Source organism: Niastella vici (assembly GCF_002077945.1).
GTDB classification, from domain to species: Bacteria; Bacteroidota; Bacteroidia; order Chitinophagales; family Chitinophagaceae; genus Niastella; species Niastella vici.
The window spans coordinates 1-19,213 of sequence record NZ_LVYD01000081.1; the positions used below are offsets into that span (position 1 = coordinate 1).

18 protein-coding genes are annotated in these 19,213 nt (G+C 42.0%); 9 read left to right on the forward strand and 9 right to left on the reverse strand.

Going from position 1 to position 19,213, the window contains the following annotated elements:
- Window positions 1-400 precede the first annotated feature (400 nt).
- The 3 genes from A3860_RS32815 to A3860_RS32825 are packed head-to-tail and all read left to right on the forward strand — an operon-like array spanning window position 401 to window position 2,475.
- Window positions 401-967, forward strand: a complete 567-nt coding sequence (locus tag A3860_RS32815) for an RNA polymerase sigma factor (RefSeq protein WP_081154757.1) — start codon at window positions 401-403, stop codon at window positions 965-967.
- Entirely contained in the window at window positions 954-1,367 is a 414-nt protein-coding gene (locus A3860_RS32820) for a hypothetical protein (protein WP_081154758.1), read from the forward strand. The genes A3860_RS32815 and A3860_RS32820 overlap by 14 nt, the downstream gene beginning before the upstream one ends.
- Window positions 1,368-1,374: 7 nt before the next feature.
- Window positions 1,375-2,475 carry a hypothetical protein gene (locus A3860_RS32825; protein ID WP_081154759.1) on the forward strand — a complete coding sequence of 367 codons (1,101 nt, stop codon included), beginning with the start codon at window positions 1,375-1,377 and terminating at the stop codon, window positions 2,473-2,475.
- A gap of 62 nt (window positions 2,476-2,537) precedes the next feature.
- Here A3860_RS32825 and A3860_RS32830 read toward each other — a convergent pair whose 3' ends face one another.
- Entirely contained in the window at window positions 2,538-2,882 is a 345-nt protein-coding gene (locus A3860_RS32830; RefSeq protein WP_081154760.1) for a winged helix-turn-helix transcriptional regulator, read from the reverse strand.
- A gap of 111 nt (window positions 2,883-2,993) precedes the next feature.
- Here A3860_RS32830 and A3860_RS32835 point away from each other — a divergent pair, with 111 nt between their 5' ends.
- Entirely contained in the window at window positions 2,994-3,593 is a 600-nt protein-coding gene (locus A3860_RS32835; protein WP_081154761.1) for a short chain dehydrogenase, read from the forward strand.
- A gap of 354 nt (window positions 3,594-3,947) precedes the next feature.
- Here A3860_RS32835 and A3860_RS32840 read toward each other — a convergent pair whose 3' ends face one another.
- The 4 genes from A3860_RS32840 to A3860_RS42390 form a co-directional block, all read right to left on the reverse strand.
- On the reverse strand, window positions 3,948-5,057 hold the full coding sequence (locus tag A3860_RS32840) for a VIT1/CCC1 transporter family protein (RefSeq protein ID WP_081154762.1): 1,110 nt from the start codon (window positions 5,055-5,057) through the stop codon (window positions 3,948-3,950).
- A gap of 55 nt (window positions 5,058-5,112) precedes the next feature.
- A complete protein-coding gene (locus A3860_RS32845) occupies window positions 5,113-5,601 on the reverse strand; it encodes a hypothetical protein (protein WP_081154763.1) in 489 nt (162 codons plus the stop codon).
- Between the two features lie 510 nt (window positions 5,602-6,111).
- Window positions 6,112-6,519, reverse strand: coding sequence for a DUF4345 domain-containing protein (locus A3860_RS42385; protein WP_081154764.1), 408 nt, complete (start codon window positions 6,517-6,519; stop codon window positions 6,112-6,114).
- Window positions 6,516-6,638 (reverse strand): class I SAM-dependent methyltransferase, encoded by a 123-nt coding sequence (locus tag A3860_RS42390; protein ID WP_216823564.1) that lies wholly within the window; start codon window positions 6,636-6,638, stop codon window positions 6,516-6,518. The genes A3860_RS42385 and A3860_RS42390 overlap by 4 nt, the downstream gene beginning before the upstream one ends.
- A 247-nt stretch (window positions 6,639-6,885) precedes the next feature.
- Here A3860_RS42390 and A3860_RS32860 point away from each other — a divergent pair, with 247 nt between their 5' ends.
- The 3 genes from A3860_RS32860 (at window position 6,886) to A3860_RS32870 (ending at window position 13,197) form a co-directional block, all read left to right on the forward strand.
- Entirely contained in the window at window positions 6,886-11,880 is a 4,995-nt protein-coding gene (locus tag A3860_RS32860; protein ID WP_081154765.1) for an IPT/TIG domain-containing protein, read from the forward strand.
- A 195-nt stretch (window positions 11,881-12,075) separates the two neighbouring features.
- Window positions 12,076-12,762 (forward strand): DUF1345 domain-containing protein, encoded by a 687-nt coding sequence (locus A3860_RS32865; RefSeq protein ID WP_081154766.1) that lies wholly within the window; start codon window positions 12,076-12,078, stop codon window positions 12,760-12,762.
- A 36-nt stretch (window positions 12,763-12,798) separates the two neighbouring features.
- Window positions 12,799-13,197, forward strand: a complete 399-nt coding sequence (locus tag A3860_RS32870) for an NUDIX hydrolase (RefSeq protein WP_081154767.1) — start codon at window positions 12,799-12,801, stop codon at window positions 13,195-13,197.
- Window positions 13,198-13,257: 60 nt separating this feature from the next.
- On the opposite strand, the gene A3860_RS32875 is transcribed toward A3860_RS32870, so the two are convergent.
- The 4 genes from A3860_RS32875 to A3860_RS32890 form a co-directional block, all read right to left on the reverse strand.
- A complete protein-coding gene (locus tag A3860_RS32875; protein WP_081154768.1) occupies window positions 13,258-14,256 on the reverse strand; it encodes a hypothetical protein in 999 nt (332 codons plus the stop codon).
- A gap of 209 nt (window positions 14,257-14,465) precedes the next feature.
- Complete coding sequence (locus A3860_RS32880) at window positions 14,466-14,942, reverse strand: group II truncated hemoglobin (RefSeq protein ID WP_081154769.1); 477 nt, start codon at window positions 14,940-14,942, stop codon at window positions 14,466-14,468.
- Between the two features lie 217 nt (window positions 14,943-15,159).
- Window positions 15,160-15,756: a TMEM175 family protein gene (locus tag A3860_RS32885; protein ID WP_081154770.1), complete on the reverse strand. Its 597-nt coding sequence runs from the start codon at window positions 15,754-15,756 to the stop codon at window positions 15,160-15,162.
- Between the two features lie 534 nt (window positions 15,757-16,290).
- Window positions 16,291-17,352, reverse strand: coding sequence for a T9SS type A sorting domain-containing protein (locus A3860_RS32890; RefSeq protein ID WP_081154771.1), 1,062 nt, complete (start codon window positions 17,350-17,352; stop codon window positions 16,291-16,293).
- Window positions 17,353-18,124: 772 nt separating this feature from the next.
- On the opposite strand from A3860_RS32890, the gene A3860_RS32895 reads away from it, so the two are divergent.
- Window positions 18,125-18,505, forward strand: coding sequence for a response regulator (locus A3860_RS32895; protein WP_081154772.1), 381 nt, complete (start codon window positions 18,125-18,127; stop codon window positions 18,503-18,505).
- Window positions 18,506-18,579: 74 nt separating this feature from the next.
- Window positions 18,580-19,137, forward strand: a complete 558-nt coding sequence (locus A3860_RS32900; protein ID WP_245843684.1) for a response regulator — start codon at window positions 18,580-18,582, stop codon at window positions 19,135-19,137.
- The last annotated feature ends 76 nt before the right edge of the window (window positions 19,138-19,213 follow it).

Genomic DNA, 19,213 nt, shown 5'->3' on the forward strand with positions numbered 1-19,213 from the left:
CGATACATACCCTGTAAGCCCGGACTGTTAAGTTTCGGTCAGTCCTTGTTAACCGAAGTTCGTTTGGAGGCGGTAGGCTCTCCTGTGTTCCCGTACTACCCCAGTCTGCCTGTGATATATTCTCAGACCCCGGCCGAATCTTTCCAGCTCGTTGTAACGCTGGTTTAAGAGGGCTTTCCTTTCTAAATCCCCACCTCACGGGCTTTGCACAGTGCGATCGACAATTGTTCAGCCCGACAAATGATACGAAACATCTGGCAATAGATAAACAGAAAATAGATATATAAGAAAATATGTATGTATCTAACAATTTCTTTGGGTTTAAAAGGACTACAATTATTTCTTATTTTTTTCGACTTTCTCTTTATTCTGCAGTATAATTAATACAAACAAGTACTTCATGCACGAGCATAGCCTTAGCGAATGGATAGCAAAAAGCCAACAAGGCGATGCGGTTGCATTTGGGCAGATCGTTGCTTTCTATCAGTCGCAAATATTTGCCTACGTATTCAGGCTAATTGGCAACGAGCATGATGCAAAGGATGTGGTGCAGGAAACCTTTTTAAGGGCCTGGACTTATTGTAAAACCTATCAATCCAGGTTTCGGTTTAGCACCTGGTTGTATACTATCGCTACTAACTGTAGCCACGACTACCTACATACAAATAAAAAAATAACCATATATGCAGAAGAAAATATGATATTACTTTGCGACCAGCTAACCAATTCCAACCTGGAGCAGGAACTATCGAATAAAAATATAGCAACCATCATTGGCCGGCTTACGCATACCCTTACACCCAAACAGAAACTGGTATTTACGCTAAAATACCTTGAAGGTCTCGAGACAGAAGAAATAACAATGATCACAAAACTGAGTGCTGAAAAAGTGAAAAGTAACCTTTACCTGGCTAAGAAAAACATGAAGGAAGTATTACTCAAAATGAAGATCCATGAAAAACGATAGAATATTGGAGCAAATACTGGCAGCATTACAGGAGAGCCAGCCTGCTTTGAAAGAAGAAGCTGCGGCTAAACTAACCAGCTCCATTTTAGCTGGCATTACAAATAAAAAGCAGTTAACCAACGCCAACGGTAGTCTGCTAAGTATTGCCAAAAGCCTTATGGCAGCAGCTGCAGTCTTACTGGTATCTATGTTTTTATACCAGAATGCGGTTGATCATCCCGGTAATCATCAATCGGGTATCGTATATAATTCTTATTATAAAGAAACAATACGGAATTACGGCTGTTTACCCCAAACGAACTCCATAAGCGTGCTGCTGGATTATTACAGACAGTATAAAAAGGGAAAAAACGCTTTAACCCTTTTAAGAGAGCAATACAATCCTATGGCTAAAAAATAACAATGCAATGAATACAACAATTAAGCTGGTAGTAATAGGGACCTGTGCATTGCTGGCAGCCTGCAATGATAAAATTGATGTCACTACTGTACTGAACAGTAACGGCAGTTGCGACAGAGTGCTGGTGGCCAATGTAGACGAAAAATTTATACAAGGTGATACAGCCCAGCATCCGTTTTTGATGAACCTTACCGGCTGGGATATACAATGGAAATATAAAGACAGTAGAATAAGAACCGACTGGCCGGTAAAAAACTTTAAGAAGGAAAAGGAGGATAGCGCTGAAGTGATATCAGTAATAGCCCATAGACATTTTAACTCTGTACAGCAAATGGCACACGCTTTCAGAATAAAGTCATCGCATGCCTGGAGCGGCATAACGATAAAACCAGTATTGGAAAAAAGATTTCGTTTCTTTTATACTTATTACAACTATAAAGAGTCATTTTCCAAACTACCAATAACACTGGCCGTGCCGGTGGGTAAGTATCTAAGTGCTGAGGAGGCGGGCTATTGGCTGGTTGGCAAGCCTGATATTTTGAAAGGAATGAATGGAGTGGAGGCTAAAGAAATATTGAACAACATAGAGGAAAAGGCGGGGAAATGGTTACTACGTAATTTATTTGAAATGCAATACAGCGAATTACTCAGGCATCTGGAATTAATTACCAATCATCCTTCCAAAGCCATCATGAATACAAAAAAGGATAGTGTCTTTGCCTTGTATTATGCCGAGTATGTAAAAGAGCAAACTAAATTAGATTTGATGCCAATATTGGATAAGTCATTTAAAACACAAGTGTTTGGTGACTTTGCCAAAGCCGGTAACGATAGCCTGCTGGAGCAAATAAATAAACCGGAAGCTTTTGAGCACCTGTCAACTTATTTTGATGTTTATTTTGATTACAAACTGGTGATGCCAGGTGATATTATTGAATCGAATGGCATACTGTCTCATGACGCGTTGAACTGGAAAATAGATACTTACCGGCTGCTGGATGGAGATTATACGATAGAAGCGTCATCTAAAAAAGCAAACGTATGGGCTTTTTTTACCGCAGCGTTTATTGTAGTGGGAGCTATTGCGCTGTTTTTTATAAAAAGGTAAAAAGCCTTTTCGAAACGTTAAAAATTGAATTAGAGCCACAGTAGTCAGGTAAATTTTAATTTTTATTTGTTAGCCAAAAGATGGGTTTCACTCCATTCCGACAACAAGGTTAGTGCTGAGCGTAAGGAGGCGCCCTTTTCCGTTAGGGAATACTCTACCCGTGGTGGCACTTCCGGGTACGCTTTCCTTGTAATAATACCATCCGATTCTAATTCCTTTAATTGTTTGGAAAGTACTTTTAATGCTATATCAGGCATTGTTTTACTCAAAGCACCAAAGCGCATGGGCCCTTTTAACAACAGCCATATAATCGGCGGTTTCCATTTTCCTCCAATAACATCAATAGTTGCGGTTATGGGGCATTCATTGGCTCCATGTTTTATTATTTCATTTTTTTTCTTTTCCATAATGTATATCTGGCTTCAATTACAACCTCCAGGTAACTACTGAACAAAAAGGTAACTACTTGACAAAGGTACAGTATTGATATAGGTTTGCATTTTAAAATTAATCATTGCATGAAAATTATTGTTATCGGTGCCAGCGGCACCATTGGTTCTTCCATTGTTAGTGCACTGGAAAAAGATCACCAGATCATTAAAGTTGGCTATAAAAGTGGCGATATTCAAACCAATATCAATGACCCGGCGTCTATAGAAGAAATGTATAAAAAAATCAGCGCCTTTGATGCATTAATATGTGCTGCCGGCGATGGATACTTTGGCCCACTTTCAAGTATGACGGACGCCAATTTCAGGGTTAGTATTGACGGGAAACTGATGTCACAGGTAAACCTGGTTTTGGCTGGTCAGAAATATATCACACCAAAAGGCTCTTTCACCCTTACATCTGGAAGCTTAGCCAATGATCCTGTACCATTTGCAACGTCTTTAAGTGCGGTTAATGCTGCTATAGATGGTTTTGTTCGTGGCGCAGCTATAGAATTAGAAAATGGTATACGCATTAATTCCGTAGCACCAGGTGTTGTGGAAGCGTCACCCGCTTATTTCCCTTATTTTCCAGGTCATATCCCAGCCACTATGCACCAGGTTGCCCAGGCTTATGTAAGAAGTGCGTTAGGTGCACAAACGGGTCAAACTTATACAGTAAAAGGATAGCATATGGTAGCTAAGTATGGTACAAAGCAGGTTACTACCCTGATTGAAGGAAATGCCTTTTCGAAACGTTAAAAATTGAATTAGAGGCCACAGTAGTCGGGTAAATTCCGCTTAACAGTTTACGCCCACCTCAATCCTCCAATGAGGTTTAAAATTCCTCTAATGCCTTTAAATCGTGAATCAACGCGATAGAAATTTGTCCAGTTGTCCCAACGAAAATAAACAAGGCGGCAGAAATGCTGCTTTGTTTATTTTATCATCTTTATTAGCAAGATAGAAGATGTTTCCCCTCGAATGTCCGACTTTATTGCAGGCCTATTAAAGTACTCGTCAGACATTCTTATTAGACTGGGATTATCCTGCCAAAGAAACACCAATCAATTTCCCAATCCCAAAAGTGATAGCTGCTGCAATTAAACCAAATATTACCTGCCTGAAACCTGAGAACCAAATACTTTTACCTGTGAATAATGTAATGGCAGAACCAATTAAAAATAAACCTGCGGCACTCCCAATAACACTAATAGCAATTGCCGTTAAGCCATGGGTAAACATAAATGGAATAACAGGTATTACTGCCCCAACTGCAAAAAGTATAAATGAATAAACGGCGGCTTCCCTGGCTGAGCCTTTCAGTTCTTCTATATTTATACCCAATTCTTCTTTCACCAATACTTCATGCGCTTTATTTTTATCCATCATAATTTCAGCTGCCATGTCATGTGCCTGATCTTCCGGGATGCCTTTGGCCATATAAATTAATGCCAGCTCTTTTTTCTCACCCTCAGGATTAGTTTCCAGTTCTTCCATTTCCAACTGCATTTGATTCTCATGCAATTCCTGTGAACTCTTAACCGAAATCCATTCGCCCAGGGCCATTGATAATGCGCCTGCTAATAACCCTGCTATCCCAGCTAACAAAACTTCTGAACCGCCTGCAGTTGCCCCTGCGATCCCCATCACTAAACTAAAATTAGAAACTAACCCATCATTACCTCCAAGTACTGCTGCTCTTAAAGCATTACCCCCAACAGAGCGGTGCCTGCTTTCAAATTTCGCGACATTACTTCCTGTCACTTTAGGTTCATTTTCTAAAAGCGACCTTAGTATCCTGACATGGTTAGTTTCGCTTCCCGTAATAGGTAGCTTATTTTTATTTTTGGCATTAATAACCGCAGTGGAAATACCTTTTTCTGTGTCCATCAATACACCCAGCACATAGTCGTACCCGAAAACTTTACCAATTGTATTAAGTGTTTTCGCCCTGAAAGATGCTGGCGGAAATGCATTAGAAGAATCCAAATTCATTTTTCTCAATAAAGCTTCTGCATGGCCTTTTTCTATATCACTCATTTGCCTGAATACGTTGGCAACCGTAGCGTCAGATTCGGCTTCTGCCAACTTGTTATATAAATAGCAGGCGTCTACTTCAATTTGAAGGTTTTTATTTGAAGGAATGGCCATTATTTAACTGGTATTTTAAATTGAAAAAATGGTTGAATATTATGGCACCCCTGTATTAATCATCTGTTTGTTTTCCTTCACCTCCAGTGTTGTTCTGTACCGCACCAGTAGAAATTTCAGTATGTCTTATCCGACCACCCAGGTAGCCTGTTCTGGTGGCCAGTCCAAAACTGAGAAGCGAAAGAACAAGTATGATTATCGACGTAGGCCGTATCAATGAAGGTTTATACCGATTTGCAACAAGTGCTGTCATTGATATTACCCCTAAAACAATAAAGCTTATCAACACATATATAGCAGAGTCTTCATGACGCTCAATCATAGTCTTCGAAACTCCCTGTAGCTTTTCAACAGTATCTTCTGCACCTTCTCCTGTCAGGTAAGAGATTGATGCACCAATGGCGGAAATAATAAAAAGGAAGTATGCTGCACTTTTAGTTTGATTACTTTTAACCCAAAGGCCATAGCCCAACACAAGTACTCCTAATATGGACCCAAAAACAGGAAGGTGAGTAACTATTAAATGTAAGTGTGTTTGGCTCATATGGATAGTTTTAAAAGTGATTTATCCTTAATTATTTATCTGCCAACGTTATTTTAATTCTGAAACGTAAAGGTCTTAATTGCATGAATGTATACATTTATGCAATGTGCAGTTATGATTGCCGTCATCCCGTGGATTGATTTTCTTCATATTACATATCAAGAATGTGGCATCAAACTATGTAGTATTGACTCCCAAACCAGGTCAGACATCGTATTCAACAATATTCATTTTTATTTTTCAAGTCTACATTAAACTATTCTCAAACATTGCATGAATGGTACACCTTTGTTTGCGTTTAATATTTGTGTTAAGTAAAATATACTTTATTTGTAGTCTTGTGTTGCCTTCCTAAGGCAAATAAAACAATAGAATCAATATTATGTACATAGTCTTTATCTACGGGGCTTGGTTTTACATTTGAAGCTTTTACATCCAAACAGTCTATTGGGTCAACAGGGCTTAGGATATAATACAGAGCAAGCGCTCTCTCTTTATTATCCAGGATTGTTACAGGTAAATATTCCACCCGCTTCCATATTTCTTTAAGTTTTTTACCCCCCATATAGCAAGAACCGACTCTAACACCAATCCAATTAAAAAATAAATACCCGGAACCCCGTCTAAAGTCAGACTTACTAATCTGCCAAGCGTCAACCCGCCCATAAAAGTAATATTGGTAATAGTTGCGGTGACCCATAATCTGGGTTTAATAATGCCCATGATCCAAATCACGGACATGCCCAGGTATAAACCCATCATAGCCCTGAAAATATTTGCCAGGTTGATAGTGTCTACTTTAAAATCAAACAGCAACGGCAGAATCATTTGCGGGCATAAACCATAAGCCAGCGCGATGGGTATGATAACAAGTACGGAGACGGTCAAATGCAGGTTCTTTGAAGCGGGGCGTATCAAATGATTGTTCTTTTCACGCCTCCCGGCTTTAAAACGCGATACGCTTCAGCAAATGCTTTTGGCTTATCAGGAACGAACATATATCCGAAGCAACATACAATAAGGTCGATACTGGACACAGGTTCGCTCCGGCTTTTTATAAATGTACTAACTAATAGTTTAGGTAAACAGCTTATCCCTATAACAATATTCTATATGTTTATCTCCTTACTATTTCGCCAGTTTTGCTCTCAGCTGAATATATACAATTGATAACTAATGTGATAGCAGCAGCCTATAAAAACCGCAAATCTTGCACTATCTTTCAGGCTGAAACAGCGTTTTAGTATAAACGCAATATTTAAAACTTTTGGCAACCTGCTTTCGATGAAAAATGATTCCCCTGGTTCCCGGGCCGTACGTACCTGTTTGTATAGCTTTTTGAAGAACAGTTACCTTCCCCTTTTTGTATTTTTTTTATTTACCGGCAAATTGCTGGCTCAACCCACTATTAGTTCCTTTTCGCCTTCGTCGGGTACCGTTGGAACAACGGTAACAATTAGCGGTACCAATTTCAGTCCGGTACCGGCTAATAATATCGTTTATTTTGGTGCGGTGAAGGCCGCCGTTTCATCTGCTGCTTCGGGCTCCCTTACCGTTACGGTGCCTGCCGGGGCTACTTATGAGCCCATTACAGTTACAGTAAACAACCTCACGGCATGGTCGAATAAACCATTTATGGTAACCTTTACGGGAGGAGGCAATGGTTTTACGGCTGCTTCTTTTGGCGGCGGCGCCGATTCGCTTACTGGTGATGCGCCTTATGGTATGGCAGTTGCCGACTTGAATGATGATGGCAAACCTGATATTGCCACTGTCAATTACCTCGATAAAACATTTTCGATACTGAAAAATACAGGTACGCCCGGGCAGGTTTCATTTGAAAGTAAACTTGATTTTGCTTCGGGCAATGCGCCTTTTGGTATTGCTGCCGGTGATGTAGACGGAGACGGCAAACCCGATATTGCAATTACCAATTATTTAGACAGCAGCGTATCCGTATATAAAAATACCAGCAGCGGCGGCGTAATTTCATTTGCACCGGCGCTCATTGTAAGTACGGGCCGTACGCCAGAGCAGGTGGCGATCTATGATCTCGACGGTGATGGCCGGGCCGACCTGGCAACAGCCAACCGGTTAAACAACACGGTGTCGTTATTAAGAAATACGTCAACAGCAGGTAACATTTCCTTTGCGGCGAAAACAGATGTGATGGTGAATCTTGCGCCGGCTTACCTCGCTGTTGGAGATCTTAACCAGGATGGTAAACCCGATATAGCAGTGGCTTGTCAATATTCCAATGGCATTCGGGTATTGAAAAATGAAAGCAGCACAGGATCGCTGGCTTTTTCTTTAGGGTATACCGAAACAACCGGCACCGAGCCAACCGGGGTTGCTATCGGCGATCTGGATGGTGATGGAAAACCTGACCTTGCCGTGTCGAACAGTTTATCCAGTCCCACCACCATTAGTTATACTTTTTCCGTGTTGCGAAATACAAGTTCCGGTGGTGCTATTTCATTTGCCAGCCATATTGATTATTCAACAACCAGCGGCCCGCAACACCTTGCCATCAGTGACCTGGATGGTGATGGTAAAGCCGATGTGGCCGTTTCGTTGTTTTTAGGGTACTATTCTATATTTAAAAACAACAGCTCTTCAGGTACCATTTCTTTTGCAACAGGTGTACAGGGATCGAAAATGAACCCGTTTCATATTGCGGGCTGTGATTTTGATCTCGATGGTAAAACAGATGTTGTAGCCACGAGTTTAACTACCGACCAGGCAGTTGTTTTAAGAAACAGGGTAAATGAACCCACTATTACCGGCTTTTTGCCTGCAACAGCCGGCCCCGGTGAAACCGTTACCATTACAGGTTATAATTTTACCAATGCCACTGCTGTTAGCTTTGGCGGGGTTGCGGCCACTTCATTTACGGTAGTAAATGCCAATACGATCACCGCCGTGGTGGGCGCCGGCGCATCAGGTGATATTTTGGTAACCGGTATTTATGGTACAGGCTCCCTGAGTGGTTTTAAACTGGCGGGGCCGCCCGTAATTACTTCGTTTACCCCAACAAGTGGTAAAGCGGGAACAACCGTTACCATTACCGGTACGCAGCTTGGTAAAACAACTGCTGTTTCTTTTGGCGGTATACCGGTCACTTCATTTACTGTTGTAAACGACACCAGCATCACTGCGATAGTTGGTGATGGCGCCTCGGGCAATGTAAGTGTAACAACAGCTTACGGAACCGGAGCATTGGCCGGGTTTACACACCTCGCTCCGGCGATCACTTCGTTTACACCGCTTGCAGCGGGGAGTGGAGATACGGTCACCATTTCAGGTACTAACTTTACCGGTGCAACCACTGTTTCGTTCGGGGGTACGCCCGCCATTTCATTTGCGATTCCCTCTTCATCTGTTATAAAAGCGTTGGTGCCGGGCGGATCAAGTGGTACGGTGCAGGTTGTTACCCCAAATGGCAGCGGCACGCTTGCAGGGTTTATATTTTTATCACCTGCAGCGCCGGTGATCACCACCTTTGCGCCTGCTTCGGGCGCTGCCGGTACTACGGTTACTATTACAGGTACTGGTTTCAATACCACCCCCGATGGTAATGTGGTGTATTTTGGCGCTGTGCGGGCAACGGTAACAGCAGCAGCTGTTACATCTTTAACTGTAACAGTTCCTGCTGGTGTATCCTACGCACCTATTAGTGTGCTGAACAGCACAACGCATCTTACCGGTTATTCGGCAAAACCATTTACCGTAACATTTACAGGCGGCATTCTGGATGAACATGCTTATTCAGCCGGTATTGCATTGTATACAGGTGCTTATACGTATCCAGGTCAAACAGAAGTTATAGATATCGACGGCGACGGAAAGCCCGATATTGTTGCGGCTAAAACATCGGCCAATGTGGCGATCTTAAGGAATACCAGTTCACCTCGAAGCATTTCATTTGCTGCGCCCTATGAACTTACCGGGTATAACACCAATAGTGTTTGTGTAGGCGACCTCGATGGCGATGGAAAACCCGATATAGCGGGCGCCGCCACTATATTGAGAAATACAAGCACCCCGGGAAATCTTTCCTTTGCTACCATTACAACGGGTACCGGCACCGGTACTGTTATTGCCGATCTGGATGGCGACGGCAAACCCGAACTGATAGCTCCCAATTACGGCAACCTGTCTGTTTCGGTTTACCGAAACACCTCTGTGCCGGGTACGATCTCTTTTGCTGCTAAAACAGAATATGCAACCGGAGGCACAGCGGGCGATATAGCGGTAGGCGACCTCGATGGCGATGGTAAACCCGACCTGGCGGTAGCAAATGGTTTCAACTATAGTACAATAGCCATTTTAAAAAACACCTGTACCAAAGGAGCTATTTCATTTGCCCCGAAAGTGGAATATACAACCGGACAAAATAGTAGTAATGTACGTATTGCCGATCTGGATGGAGATGATAAAGCCGATGTAATAGCTGTTTATGGCACTTCAATAGGAATATTTAAAAACATAAGCGCTGCCGGAAGTATTTCACTGGCAGCAAGAGCCGACTACCCGGTTTCAGGTTTATTATTACATGATATTAACATAGGTGATGCAGATGGAGATGGGTTGCCGGATCTTTTGATTGGTAAGGAGTTTGTAAATTATGGATCGCTGGGGATCTTTAAAAATACAAGTTCTGCAGGCGCTATTGCTTTGGCTGCTGAAGCGAGCTATTCATCCGGTTCCGCATGGTCTGTTTCGATGAACGACTTTGACCTCGATGGCAAACCAGATGTGGCAACAGCGCTGCCCAACCAGTACATGGTGGCCGTATACAGGAACCAGATGAGCGAGCCCGGTATCACAACCTTTAATCCTCGTATTGGCGCCGCAGGCGATACCATAACAATAACCGGTTATCATTTTACAGGCGCCACGGCAGTTAATTTTGGTGGCGTGGCGGCTACTTCTTTCACGGTACAATCCCCTACCACCATAACGGCTGTAGTTGCCAATGGCGCTTCGGGTACGGTTCAGGTTACGACCCCATATGGTACAGCTGCTATGAATGGATTTGAATTTGCCGCCCCTCCTACCATTACGGCCTTTAACCCAACCAGTCAATCGGAAGGTTCCTTTGTAAATATTACCGGAACCAACTTTGTTGGGGTAAAAAACGTAAGCTTTGGCGGAATAAATGCCCAATGGTTCCAGGTAAACTCATCTACCAGTATAGACGCTATCGTAGATACCGGCGCTACCGGTAAGGTGAGTGTAACAACACCCGGTGGAACAGCAGTTAAAGACGGGTTTACATTCATTCATAGCGCACCCACTATATTATCATTCACCCCTTACTCCGGCTTGCCGGGCACCACAGTAACAATAACCGGTTATCACTTAGCAGGCGCTACGGCTGTGACCTTCAACGGCGTAAATGCTGCGTCGTACACGGTAAATTCAGCACAACAAATTACTGCTGTGGTTGGCACCGGCGCCAGTGGTACTGTACAGGTAATAACGCCATACGGCATAGCTTACGGACCCGTACAATTTACCGTGCTGTATCCGCCCACTATTACTTCTTTTTCACCCACCAGCGGTGTGGCCGGTACAACGGTTACCATTAAAGGCACTAACCTTAAAAAATATACGGCTGTTACTATAGGCGGCGTGCCCGTGCAATCGGTGCAAAGCAGCACCGATACCACCATTGTCGTCGTTGTAGGAGCATGCGCTTCGGGCGATGTGAAAGTTACTACCAATGGGGGCAGCGCTGCATTGGCCGGCTTTACTTTTATTCCTGCGCCCACCATTACTTCATTTACACCGGGCAGTGGTAAACAGGGCGATACAATAATTATTACAGGCACTGGCCTCACAGGCGCTACCGCCGTTACTTTCGGACAGGTGCCGGCTGCTTCTTTTACTGTTAATTCAGGTACTCAAATTACGGCCGTGGTGGCTGGCGGCGCATCGGGCGATGTGCAGGTGGTAACTCCGGGTGGAACTGCTACGCTCAGTGGTTTTGTTTACAGGGTTGTAACTGCAGTAATTGATCCCAGCAGTAGTTCGGGCGGGTTGGTTGTATATCCAAACCCTGCAAGGGAAAAGGTGATCGTTGAATATCCATCAGAGCCCAAAAACACAATCCTCAAATGGATTAACATGGTGGGACAAACTGTAAAAGTAATAAAGCTGAATAGGAATACCACTCAGGCTACAGTGAACATAAGTGATGTAGCGCCGGGTTTGTATAAAATTGTATGGATCAAAGGAACGCAACAATTTATTCAAACAATATTGGTGCAGTAGGGGGTATAAGTTCCCTTAATGCCATTGGCCGGGACTTAATTTAAGCAGCTCTTTTCAGAGCTGCTTTTTTTATGTCATATTTTGTATATACTTCAAAGCCAGGTTATCGGCAAATATTGTTGTGATCAAATTGATGCTATTGTATATTAGTTGCTCATGAATTGCTTGTCATGCTCGAATCTGTATTTTTGTTACATGAAGAAGATCAAACCCATAACCCGTTTTCATAAATTGCCTGCGCTCATTAGATTTTTTACGGCATTGGCCTCGGCTATTATTATCCTTTTTATTCTGCGAGGAAGAACTATTCCGGTGCAATTTATGTCGTCCTGGATCGGCTTTTCGTTGGTGAATCTGATCTTTTTTTGGGTCATCATGTTTACAGCCCACCCCAGGGAAATAGTCCGCATTGCACGGAAACAGGACTCCAGCAAAATACTTATCTTTTTTGTAATACTGCTGGCATCCTTTGTAAGTTTGGTAGCTATTGTATTATTGTTACGGGAATTGCCCAACCCAGGTCAATGGGGATATTATTATCATATAGTACTTTCCATTGCCTCGGTTACCTGCTCCTGGTTTTTGATCCATACCATTTTTGCATTCCGCTATGCACATCTTTATTATACCTGTAAAGAGGAGGAAGCCATTGATAAAGAATGCAGAGGCGGGCTGGAATTCCCTAATGATAAAACGCCCGATTATCTTGATTTTGCCTATTTTTCCTTTGGGTTAGGCATGACCTTTCAGGTATCGGATGTTCAGGTAACGTCGGGCATCATAAGACGTCTAACGCTATTGCATTCTCTAATTGCCTTCATATTTAATACCACTTTTGTTGCCCTCATCATAAACATTATTGCAGGATTGATACAAAAATGAGGCAGTTGCCAACCTTTGGGAATAAATTATATACAAATGAAAACCATTGACAAACTTGCCTGGATAGAAGTGAAAGATAAATCCATTCTTTCAACCAGATCGTACGGGAAAGACAAATACTATATTCCTGGTGGTAAAAGAGAAGCCGGTGAAACTGACGAGCAGGCATTGCTTCGTGAAATAAAAGAAGAATTAGATGTAGATCTTGACAAAGGCACGCTGAAAAAAGTAGGCGTTTTTGTGGCGCAGGCCCATGGCCATCCTGAAGGGACTATGGTTAAAATGACCTGTTACACGGCAGCATATGTGGGACAACTTAAAGCGCAATCAGAAATTGAAGAAATTATATGGCTTACATCTGCCGATAAAGACAAAATTTCGGCAGTAGATATACTAATTTTTGATCACTTAAAAGAAAATGGTATAATAGACTAATAATAAAAAGCCCCACTCCTGATTTAAAGGAGCAAGGCTATAAATTATTAAAGAACTGTACTAACGGAAATAAATATCTACCTCTCCGTTCGATGCGCTGTTACTTATTACCACCGCTTTTTGTGCTGAGCCTGGTGTGGCCTGCACTGTGCTCCAGCTCAACGAAGCATAAGCACTCCCCTGCTGCATTACAATTGATTTCATGGCCACAAAGCTGTTTGGCGGATACATGCCAGACGGGTTTGAAACACCATATGATTCCAGGGTTTCTGAAGCCCAGTAAGCCTGTGGTACATTATTGATCTGAAGAGCATTGGAAGCAGGATAACCAGAGAAAGATGAATTGTAACTGTAATTACTACCCAATACGGCCGTTTGCTTCAGAATGCCATGCAGTGATGTTCCGGCGCTGACATTTGACAGTGTGCCATAAAAGGCCGAGCTGGCCGATACATACCAGTTGGTAATAGACCAGTATTTGCCACCGCCGGCGGCTGATGGACCCCATTGCAGCACAGGTTGAATGATGTAGGAAGCAGATGTTGTTCCATTCTGCATACCATTAAAAAGAAAAACGGTTTGGCTGCCTTTGGTAGCGGGAACAGAAGGCACCACCCAGTCGGTAGTAAAATTGGTGATTGGATTACTGGTATTGGGGTTCGTCCAGTACGAATAAGCGATCCATCCCTGAACATAAGGCACTACAGCGCCACCGCGGGCAAGGGGTGAGGTACCTGTCGTGGTACGTAAGGCAAGGTTATACTTTGGCTCCAGTGGTTTTACCTCGCCAAAATCTTCTATTAGTTTGCCGGTTGCTGCTTCCACTTTCTGTAAATGCCCGTGGTTCATACTAAGTTGAAAACCCGGCGCTATGTAATGCACTTTCGATTTGTCCATATAACCAACCGGGGTTAATACACTGCCATCGGGCAAAGCAGCGGCGTCATCAGCGGGAGTTGCTTCGGCAGGGGCAGCACCATTTTTACGGCAGCCGGCGGCGAAAATGAGCAGACCTATGCATGCAACTGCATAGAAAGATACCTGTTTGTTTGTTCTCATGTGAATTTGGTTTTATATGATGGAATAGGTTCCACACAGTGATAGGATGCGGATGGTCGGTTCGCAGTCTTTAAGGTGGAGAACTATGCTAAATCCATCGAAAAGGAGGTACGGTTTGCAGAGGGGAAAGAAGGTATAAGTGCGTATATAAATATACGGTATATGCGCAAAAGAACAAAAAATAATAATGAAGAATGAAGTCAGGTTATCTATTGTTTGTCATCAGGATACCAATCCCATTTTGGAACTTCTCTTAATGGGTGCAATTCTGAGTCAGCGTTCGCATTTGAGTTTTGTTTTGCGACATGTGAGCCAAAGTCAACATGGGACCTAAGTGCGTCACGAAAAGGTTTGTCTGCAGGTAGTCCTGCTTTATCAGCGGCCTCCATATATAGATCTACAAAACGCTGTCGCTGCTCCTCTGTAATTTTGAATCCCCTGTGTACAGCTATCAAATGCATGAATCCCCCCATTTCTTTTGTAAATCTGTTCGGCCCACCGAATGTTTCAGCAGTGAAAGCGGTAAATTTTTCTACATGCCCCGGTTGCTCCTCATGCCCGAATAATGGTTGCAGGATGGGATCTGCCAGACATGATCGATAAAATATTTCAACGTGTTTATATATTGCATCCCAACCACCTGCGTGGTCGTAAAGCGTTTCTTTGTTTTTATCCTGAAGGCTCATAATAGAAAAGGTTTTTTTTAGGTTTGTAGCTTTGCTAACGATAACAAATATGCTGATCCTGCAAACATAAGGTTATTTATTTTTATGATTGTAGTGATGAAGATTGGCATTTAATATATGTATAAGTAGCTGAATTTCTTAGAGCGGTTCGTAGCCTCTCCCCGCTCCTTCACAGACCCGTGCGGGCAGCCACTCCAGGCGCAATATAATTATCCTGCTAATCATCGCCGGCTTCCTTATTTTGCCGGGTGGCACTTTCAATGCGTTTATCGGGTATTAGCCATATTAAAGCAGCAATGACGTAAATTATACCTGAAACTATAGAATTCAACCAGGATACGGCAATGGCGGTGGCATACAGGAAAGGTGAGATCTTACCTTTTAGATCTTTACCAATAGCTTTTGCCAGCAGAGAATCCCTGCCCTCATTCTTAATAATGAGGCTTTGTAAAATGTAATAGGCCACGCCCGCCATTAAGAGAACAGCACCATACAGGGCCATAGGAGCTGCAGCAAAATGGTTCTCCCCTATCCATCCGGTTGCAAAGGGGATCAATGACAACCAAAACAAGAGATGCAGATTTGCCCAGAGTATGCCACCGGTAACCTTGTTAACAGTAGACACCATATGATGATGATTGTTCCAGTAAATGCCAATGTAAATGAAGCTTAATGCATAGCTGAGAAAAATGGGGATAAGCCCTTTCAGATCGGAAAACCGTTCACCATGGGGCACTTTTATTTCCAGCACCATAATAGTAATAATGATGGCCAGTACCCCATCGCTAAAAGCTTCAAATCTTGTTTTTTTCATTATATAACTTTAAAGTTAGTTATCGACTTATCCAGAGGCCGGCAAAGTAAACCTTAAATCAGCTGGTGTTACTTCATCAGCCGACTCAATATTTACCAGCGATTGATTGTAGTATACCGGACACTCTTCTATAATTTCATTGAATTGATAAGGCAACATTGCGATTGAGTTTGAAAGACAAAAAGCAATATACACCGAAAAAGAATAATTTCTAAAATCGAAAGATCCAAAGTTCAGGTGTTTTCCCCGTACCCAATACCCCAAATCCCCCCTATCTTATAGCCCTTATTTGTTTCGAAGTCCTTAATGCCGGATACAATTCCCTCTTTATTCCGGCAATAGCTGGCTTCAACAGCTTATCAAAGAATTTTTGATGATCTGGACCTCAATGCGATTGATGTATATGAGCAGGGATTAATAACCAATAAGAACACCCGGGCCGGGGCATGATCCGATAAAAAGCCCGGGTGTTCAAAAATTATTACCGCTTGGTGGTTCTTTTCCTTACACAAAGAACATAATGCTAACCGGGAATTATTTTACGACATTGATCTTTCCGGTTTTTTCCCATACGCCGCCTTTTGTTTTCACAGTAGTGCGAAAAAAATACAGGCCTTTCTGAAACGCAGATACATTGAACTCCTTACTGTAATGCCCCGCCTTGCTGTCTGCATTTACAAGCGTTGCAATTTCTTTACCCAAAAGATCATAAACCTTTATAACAACATGGCATTCAAATGGGAGTTCATAAAAAATTTTGGTTGAAGTTGTTGCGGGATTTGGAGATACGGACACCTGCAATTTCCCTGGCAACACACTCCCACTTATTAAAGTCTCCCTTCTTGCTTCAATATCACTTTCTTTGGACGCTACCGGGCAGTGACCAAAAACATCCCCATGATCGATATGGTTCTTTACAGCACTTTGGCTAATACAAATTTCTTTTCCATTATGACAGATAAGGACTTTGTCACCATTTTTGCCACATCCTTCGCATAGCTGGGTAACCTTAACGGTATAAGCTCCGCTGTTATCAATAGTAAAACCATCGCTGACACCAAGCCGAAGGATCGCAGGACCAGAGGGTGCGGGCGCCAGCGTATTCATGTTTATAATGAAGGTGTAGGTACTGTCTGATCTGAACGGCGGTACATAGGGCGGCATTACAGCGAGGCCGGCATCCACATCATATACAATGTGGCGGTATGCAGTGTTTGGGTTAACGGGGAATTCAAAAACAGATGCTCCTGTGGTTGTGGCCAGTTGAAAGAAATTTGGTTCGTGGGTCGGATTTTGCGGAATGTTAAAATAAAATGCATCATTTAGAGATGCACCGGCCGACTGGCCCATTCCTGACACCTTTATCAAAACCAACCCCGAATAAGGTTTGGTAGTCACACCACCTGCTGTTGTAGTGAAGGGCGCCACCACGGTCTCGGAAGGCGAACAGGGAACATAGCTAACCCCTCCGATAACAAAATTTTGCGCATGGCTTTGCTGAATAATACCCGTCGCTGAAATAAACAGACATGCGCATAAAATCCTGAAATAAATCCTGTCGACAAGAGTTACCAGGAAGTAAGAATTACTTTTCATAACTAAGACTTTTAAGGTGAGAAAATTATGAACAGTCCAAAAAAGATATTATTACAGCATTGGTGGGAAACAGAAACGTTTTTATCACGGGTTGTGGACAGATGTAACTGGCCGGAAATTTTGCAAAGTACGGAGATTAGTAATATACACACAATGATTGCTGTCATAACTAGCGCTAATAGGACCAAACAAATGCCATCCCGGTATGATATAATGAAACCGGGCGCTTATTATAACAGACAACATAATGGAAAATATTTAACTGCTTATAAATTAAAACACAGTTTTTTGAGGGCTTGCCTTAAATATATAATTTAAACAATATCTTTAATGCCTGGTTAGTTGCGGTTTTGCTTTCATTTTGTTTTATAAGATAAATTCATATCCGGGTCATTTGCATATTTCCTGAATTTGTATACTTGAAAAGCCAACTGACAAATCACAGCCTTTGTGCTTTTAGGGGATTCGCATATCACTTTGCTTTCCAATTGAAATGCTTCTACGAAATGAAGTAATCAGACAATAATTGTGTTTCATTTTAAACTTAAAATGAATAGGATTGCTATTGAAATTTCCGAGTATTAAAATACCAATAGAGCAAATTCCGGCTTTCTTATTTCAGCATGTAAGAAACTTAATTCTGCAACTACAATTGTCTTCAAAAAAAAGTTGCTGTTGCACTGATTTTGCTTAATCCCATTTACAACCATGGCTTTATCATCACCGACTATCATTTGATTAACCAATAAGCTAAATCCTAAAATCGAAAAATATGAATATCAATACCACGAAAGTTAAAGTGGCAATTATAGATGATCATCCCTTAATGCGGGATTGTCTTTTTAATTGCCTGTCTGTTTGGGGGTATGATGTAATCATTCTAGCGGCCAGTATATATGACTTCTTAAACCAAATTTCACAGGAGAACATGCCAGCTATTTGTATTACAGACATTAACATGCCTCTTTTAAATGGGCATGAAACTATAGATATATTGAAAAGGACCTGGCCAACCATTAAAATCATTGTATTTTCATTGGACTTTGAATCCCGAAAAGCTTACCATATAAAAGGGGCAGATGCCGCCATTTCAAAACTGGATATTAGTACCCACCTGAAAAACTCATTGCAAATATTAAGCGAATTGAAGTGAAAATTGATTTGAAGAAAAGGACAAATCAGTGAAATAAAAATGTAGAATAGCACAGCATCGCCAATCAGATTTTGATGTATTACCCCTCCCCATTCTTGTTCCTGCAATTACGCTGGGCTTTAAGATATTTGCAATGCCATCAAAAAGTACCGATTACTTGTGAAACATGTGTAACTTACAAATCTAAATATGGCACAATGAATAAAAAAGGGCCAATTATCATTATTGAAGATGATATCGATGATCAGGATATTTTGTCTGAAATCTTTAAAGAACTCAATTATAACAATGAACTTATTTTCTTTTCCGACAGCGTAAAGGCATTGGCATATCTGACCGACACGGATATTGAACCCTTTCTTGTCCTTTCTGACATCAATATGCCCAAATTAAATGGAATGGAATTAAGAGAAAAAATTCACAATAATGAAGATTTGAGATTAAAATCCATTCCTTATCTCTTCTTTTCCACGAGTGGCGAACAAAGACATGTGATCGACGCCTATTCGAGATCTATTCAAGGTTTTTTTATTAAACCAAATAATTATGATAAACTAAAAAAGATTATTGTAAAGATTGTAGAGTATTGGCAGGAATGCGAATCACCAAACTATATTAAAAATGCTCAATAACAGGTTATTTACTTAACAGTTGTCAGGATGAATAAGATCATCAACCAGCAGGTTCGCCGCCCTGGGCATTGCTTCA

Excerpts from the sequence above, each read along its gene's own strand:
- A3860_RS32815 (WP_081154757.1), top strand. The coding sequence starts at position 401 with ATGCACGAGCATAGCCTTAGCGAATGGATAGCAAAAAGCCAACAAGGC.
- A3860_RS32820 (WP_081154758.1), top strand. The coding sequence starts at position 954 with ATGAAAAACGATAGAATATTGGAGCAAATACTGGCAGCATTACAGGAG.
- A3860_RS32825 (WP_081154759.1), top strand. The coding sequence starts at position 1,375 with ATGAATACAACAATTAAGCTGGTAGTAATAGGGACCTGTGCATTGCTG.
- A3860_RS32830 (WP_081154760.1), bottom strand. The coding sequence starts at position 2,882 with ATGGAAAAGAAAAAAAATGAAATAATAAAACATGGAGCCAATGAATGC.
- A3860_RS32835 (WP_081154761.1), top strand. The coding sequence starts at position 2,994 with ATGAAAATTATTGTTATCGGTGCCAGCGGCACCATTGGTTCTTCCATT.
- A3860_RS32840 (WP_081154762.1), bottom strand. The coding sequence starts at position 5,057 with ATGGCCATTCCTTCAAATAAAAACCTTCAAATTGAAGTAGACGCCTGC.
- A3860_RS32845 (WP_081154763.1), bottom strand. The coding sequence starts at position 5,601 with ATGAGCCAAACACACTTACATTTAATAGTTACTCACCTTCCTGTTTTT.
- A3860_RS32860 (WP_081154765.1), top strand. The coding sequence starts at position 6,886 with ATGAAAAATGATTCCCCTGGTTCCCGGGCCGTACGTACCTGTTTGTAT.
- A3860_RS32865 (WP_081154766.1), top strand. The coding sequence starts at position 12,076 with ATGAAGAAGATCAAACCCATAACCCGTTTTCATAAATTGCCTGCGCTC.
- A3860_RS32870 (WP_081154767.1), top strand. The coding sequence starts at position 12,799 with ATGAAAACCATTGACAAACTTGCCTGGATAGAAGTGAAAGATAAATCC.
- A3860_RS32875 (WP_081154768.1), bottom strand. The coding sequence starts at position 14,256 with ATGAGAACAAACAAACAGGTATCTTTCTATGCAGTTGCATGCATAGGT.
- A3860_RS32880 (WP_081154769.1), bottom strand. The coding sequence starts at position 14,942 with ATGAGCCTTCAGGATAAAAACAAAGAAACGCTTTACGACCACGCAGGT.
- A3860_RS32885 (WP_081154770.1), bottom strand. The coding sequence starts at position 15,756 with ATGAAAAAAACAAGATTTGAAGCTTTTAGCGATGGGGTACTGGCCATC.
- A3860_RS32890 (WP_081154771.1), bottom strand. The coding sequence starts at position 17,352 with ATGAAAAGTAATTCTTACTTCCTGGTAACTCTTGTCGACAGGATTTAT.
- A3860_RS32895 (WP_081154772.1), top strand. The coding sequence starts at position 18,125 with ATGAATATCAATACCACGAAAGTTAAAGTGGCAATTATAGATGATCAT.
- A3860_RS32900 (WP_245843684.1), top strand. The coding sequence starts at position 18,580 with ATGTATTACCCCTCCCCATTCTTGTTCCTGCAATTACGCTGGGCTTTA.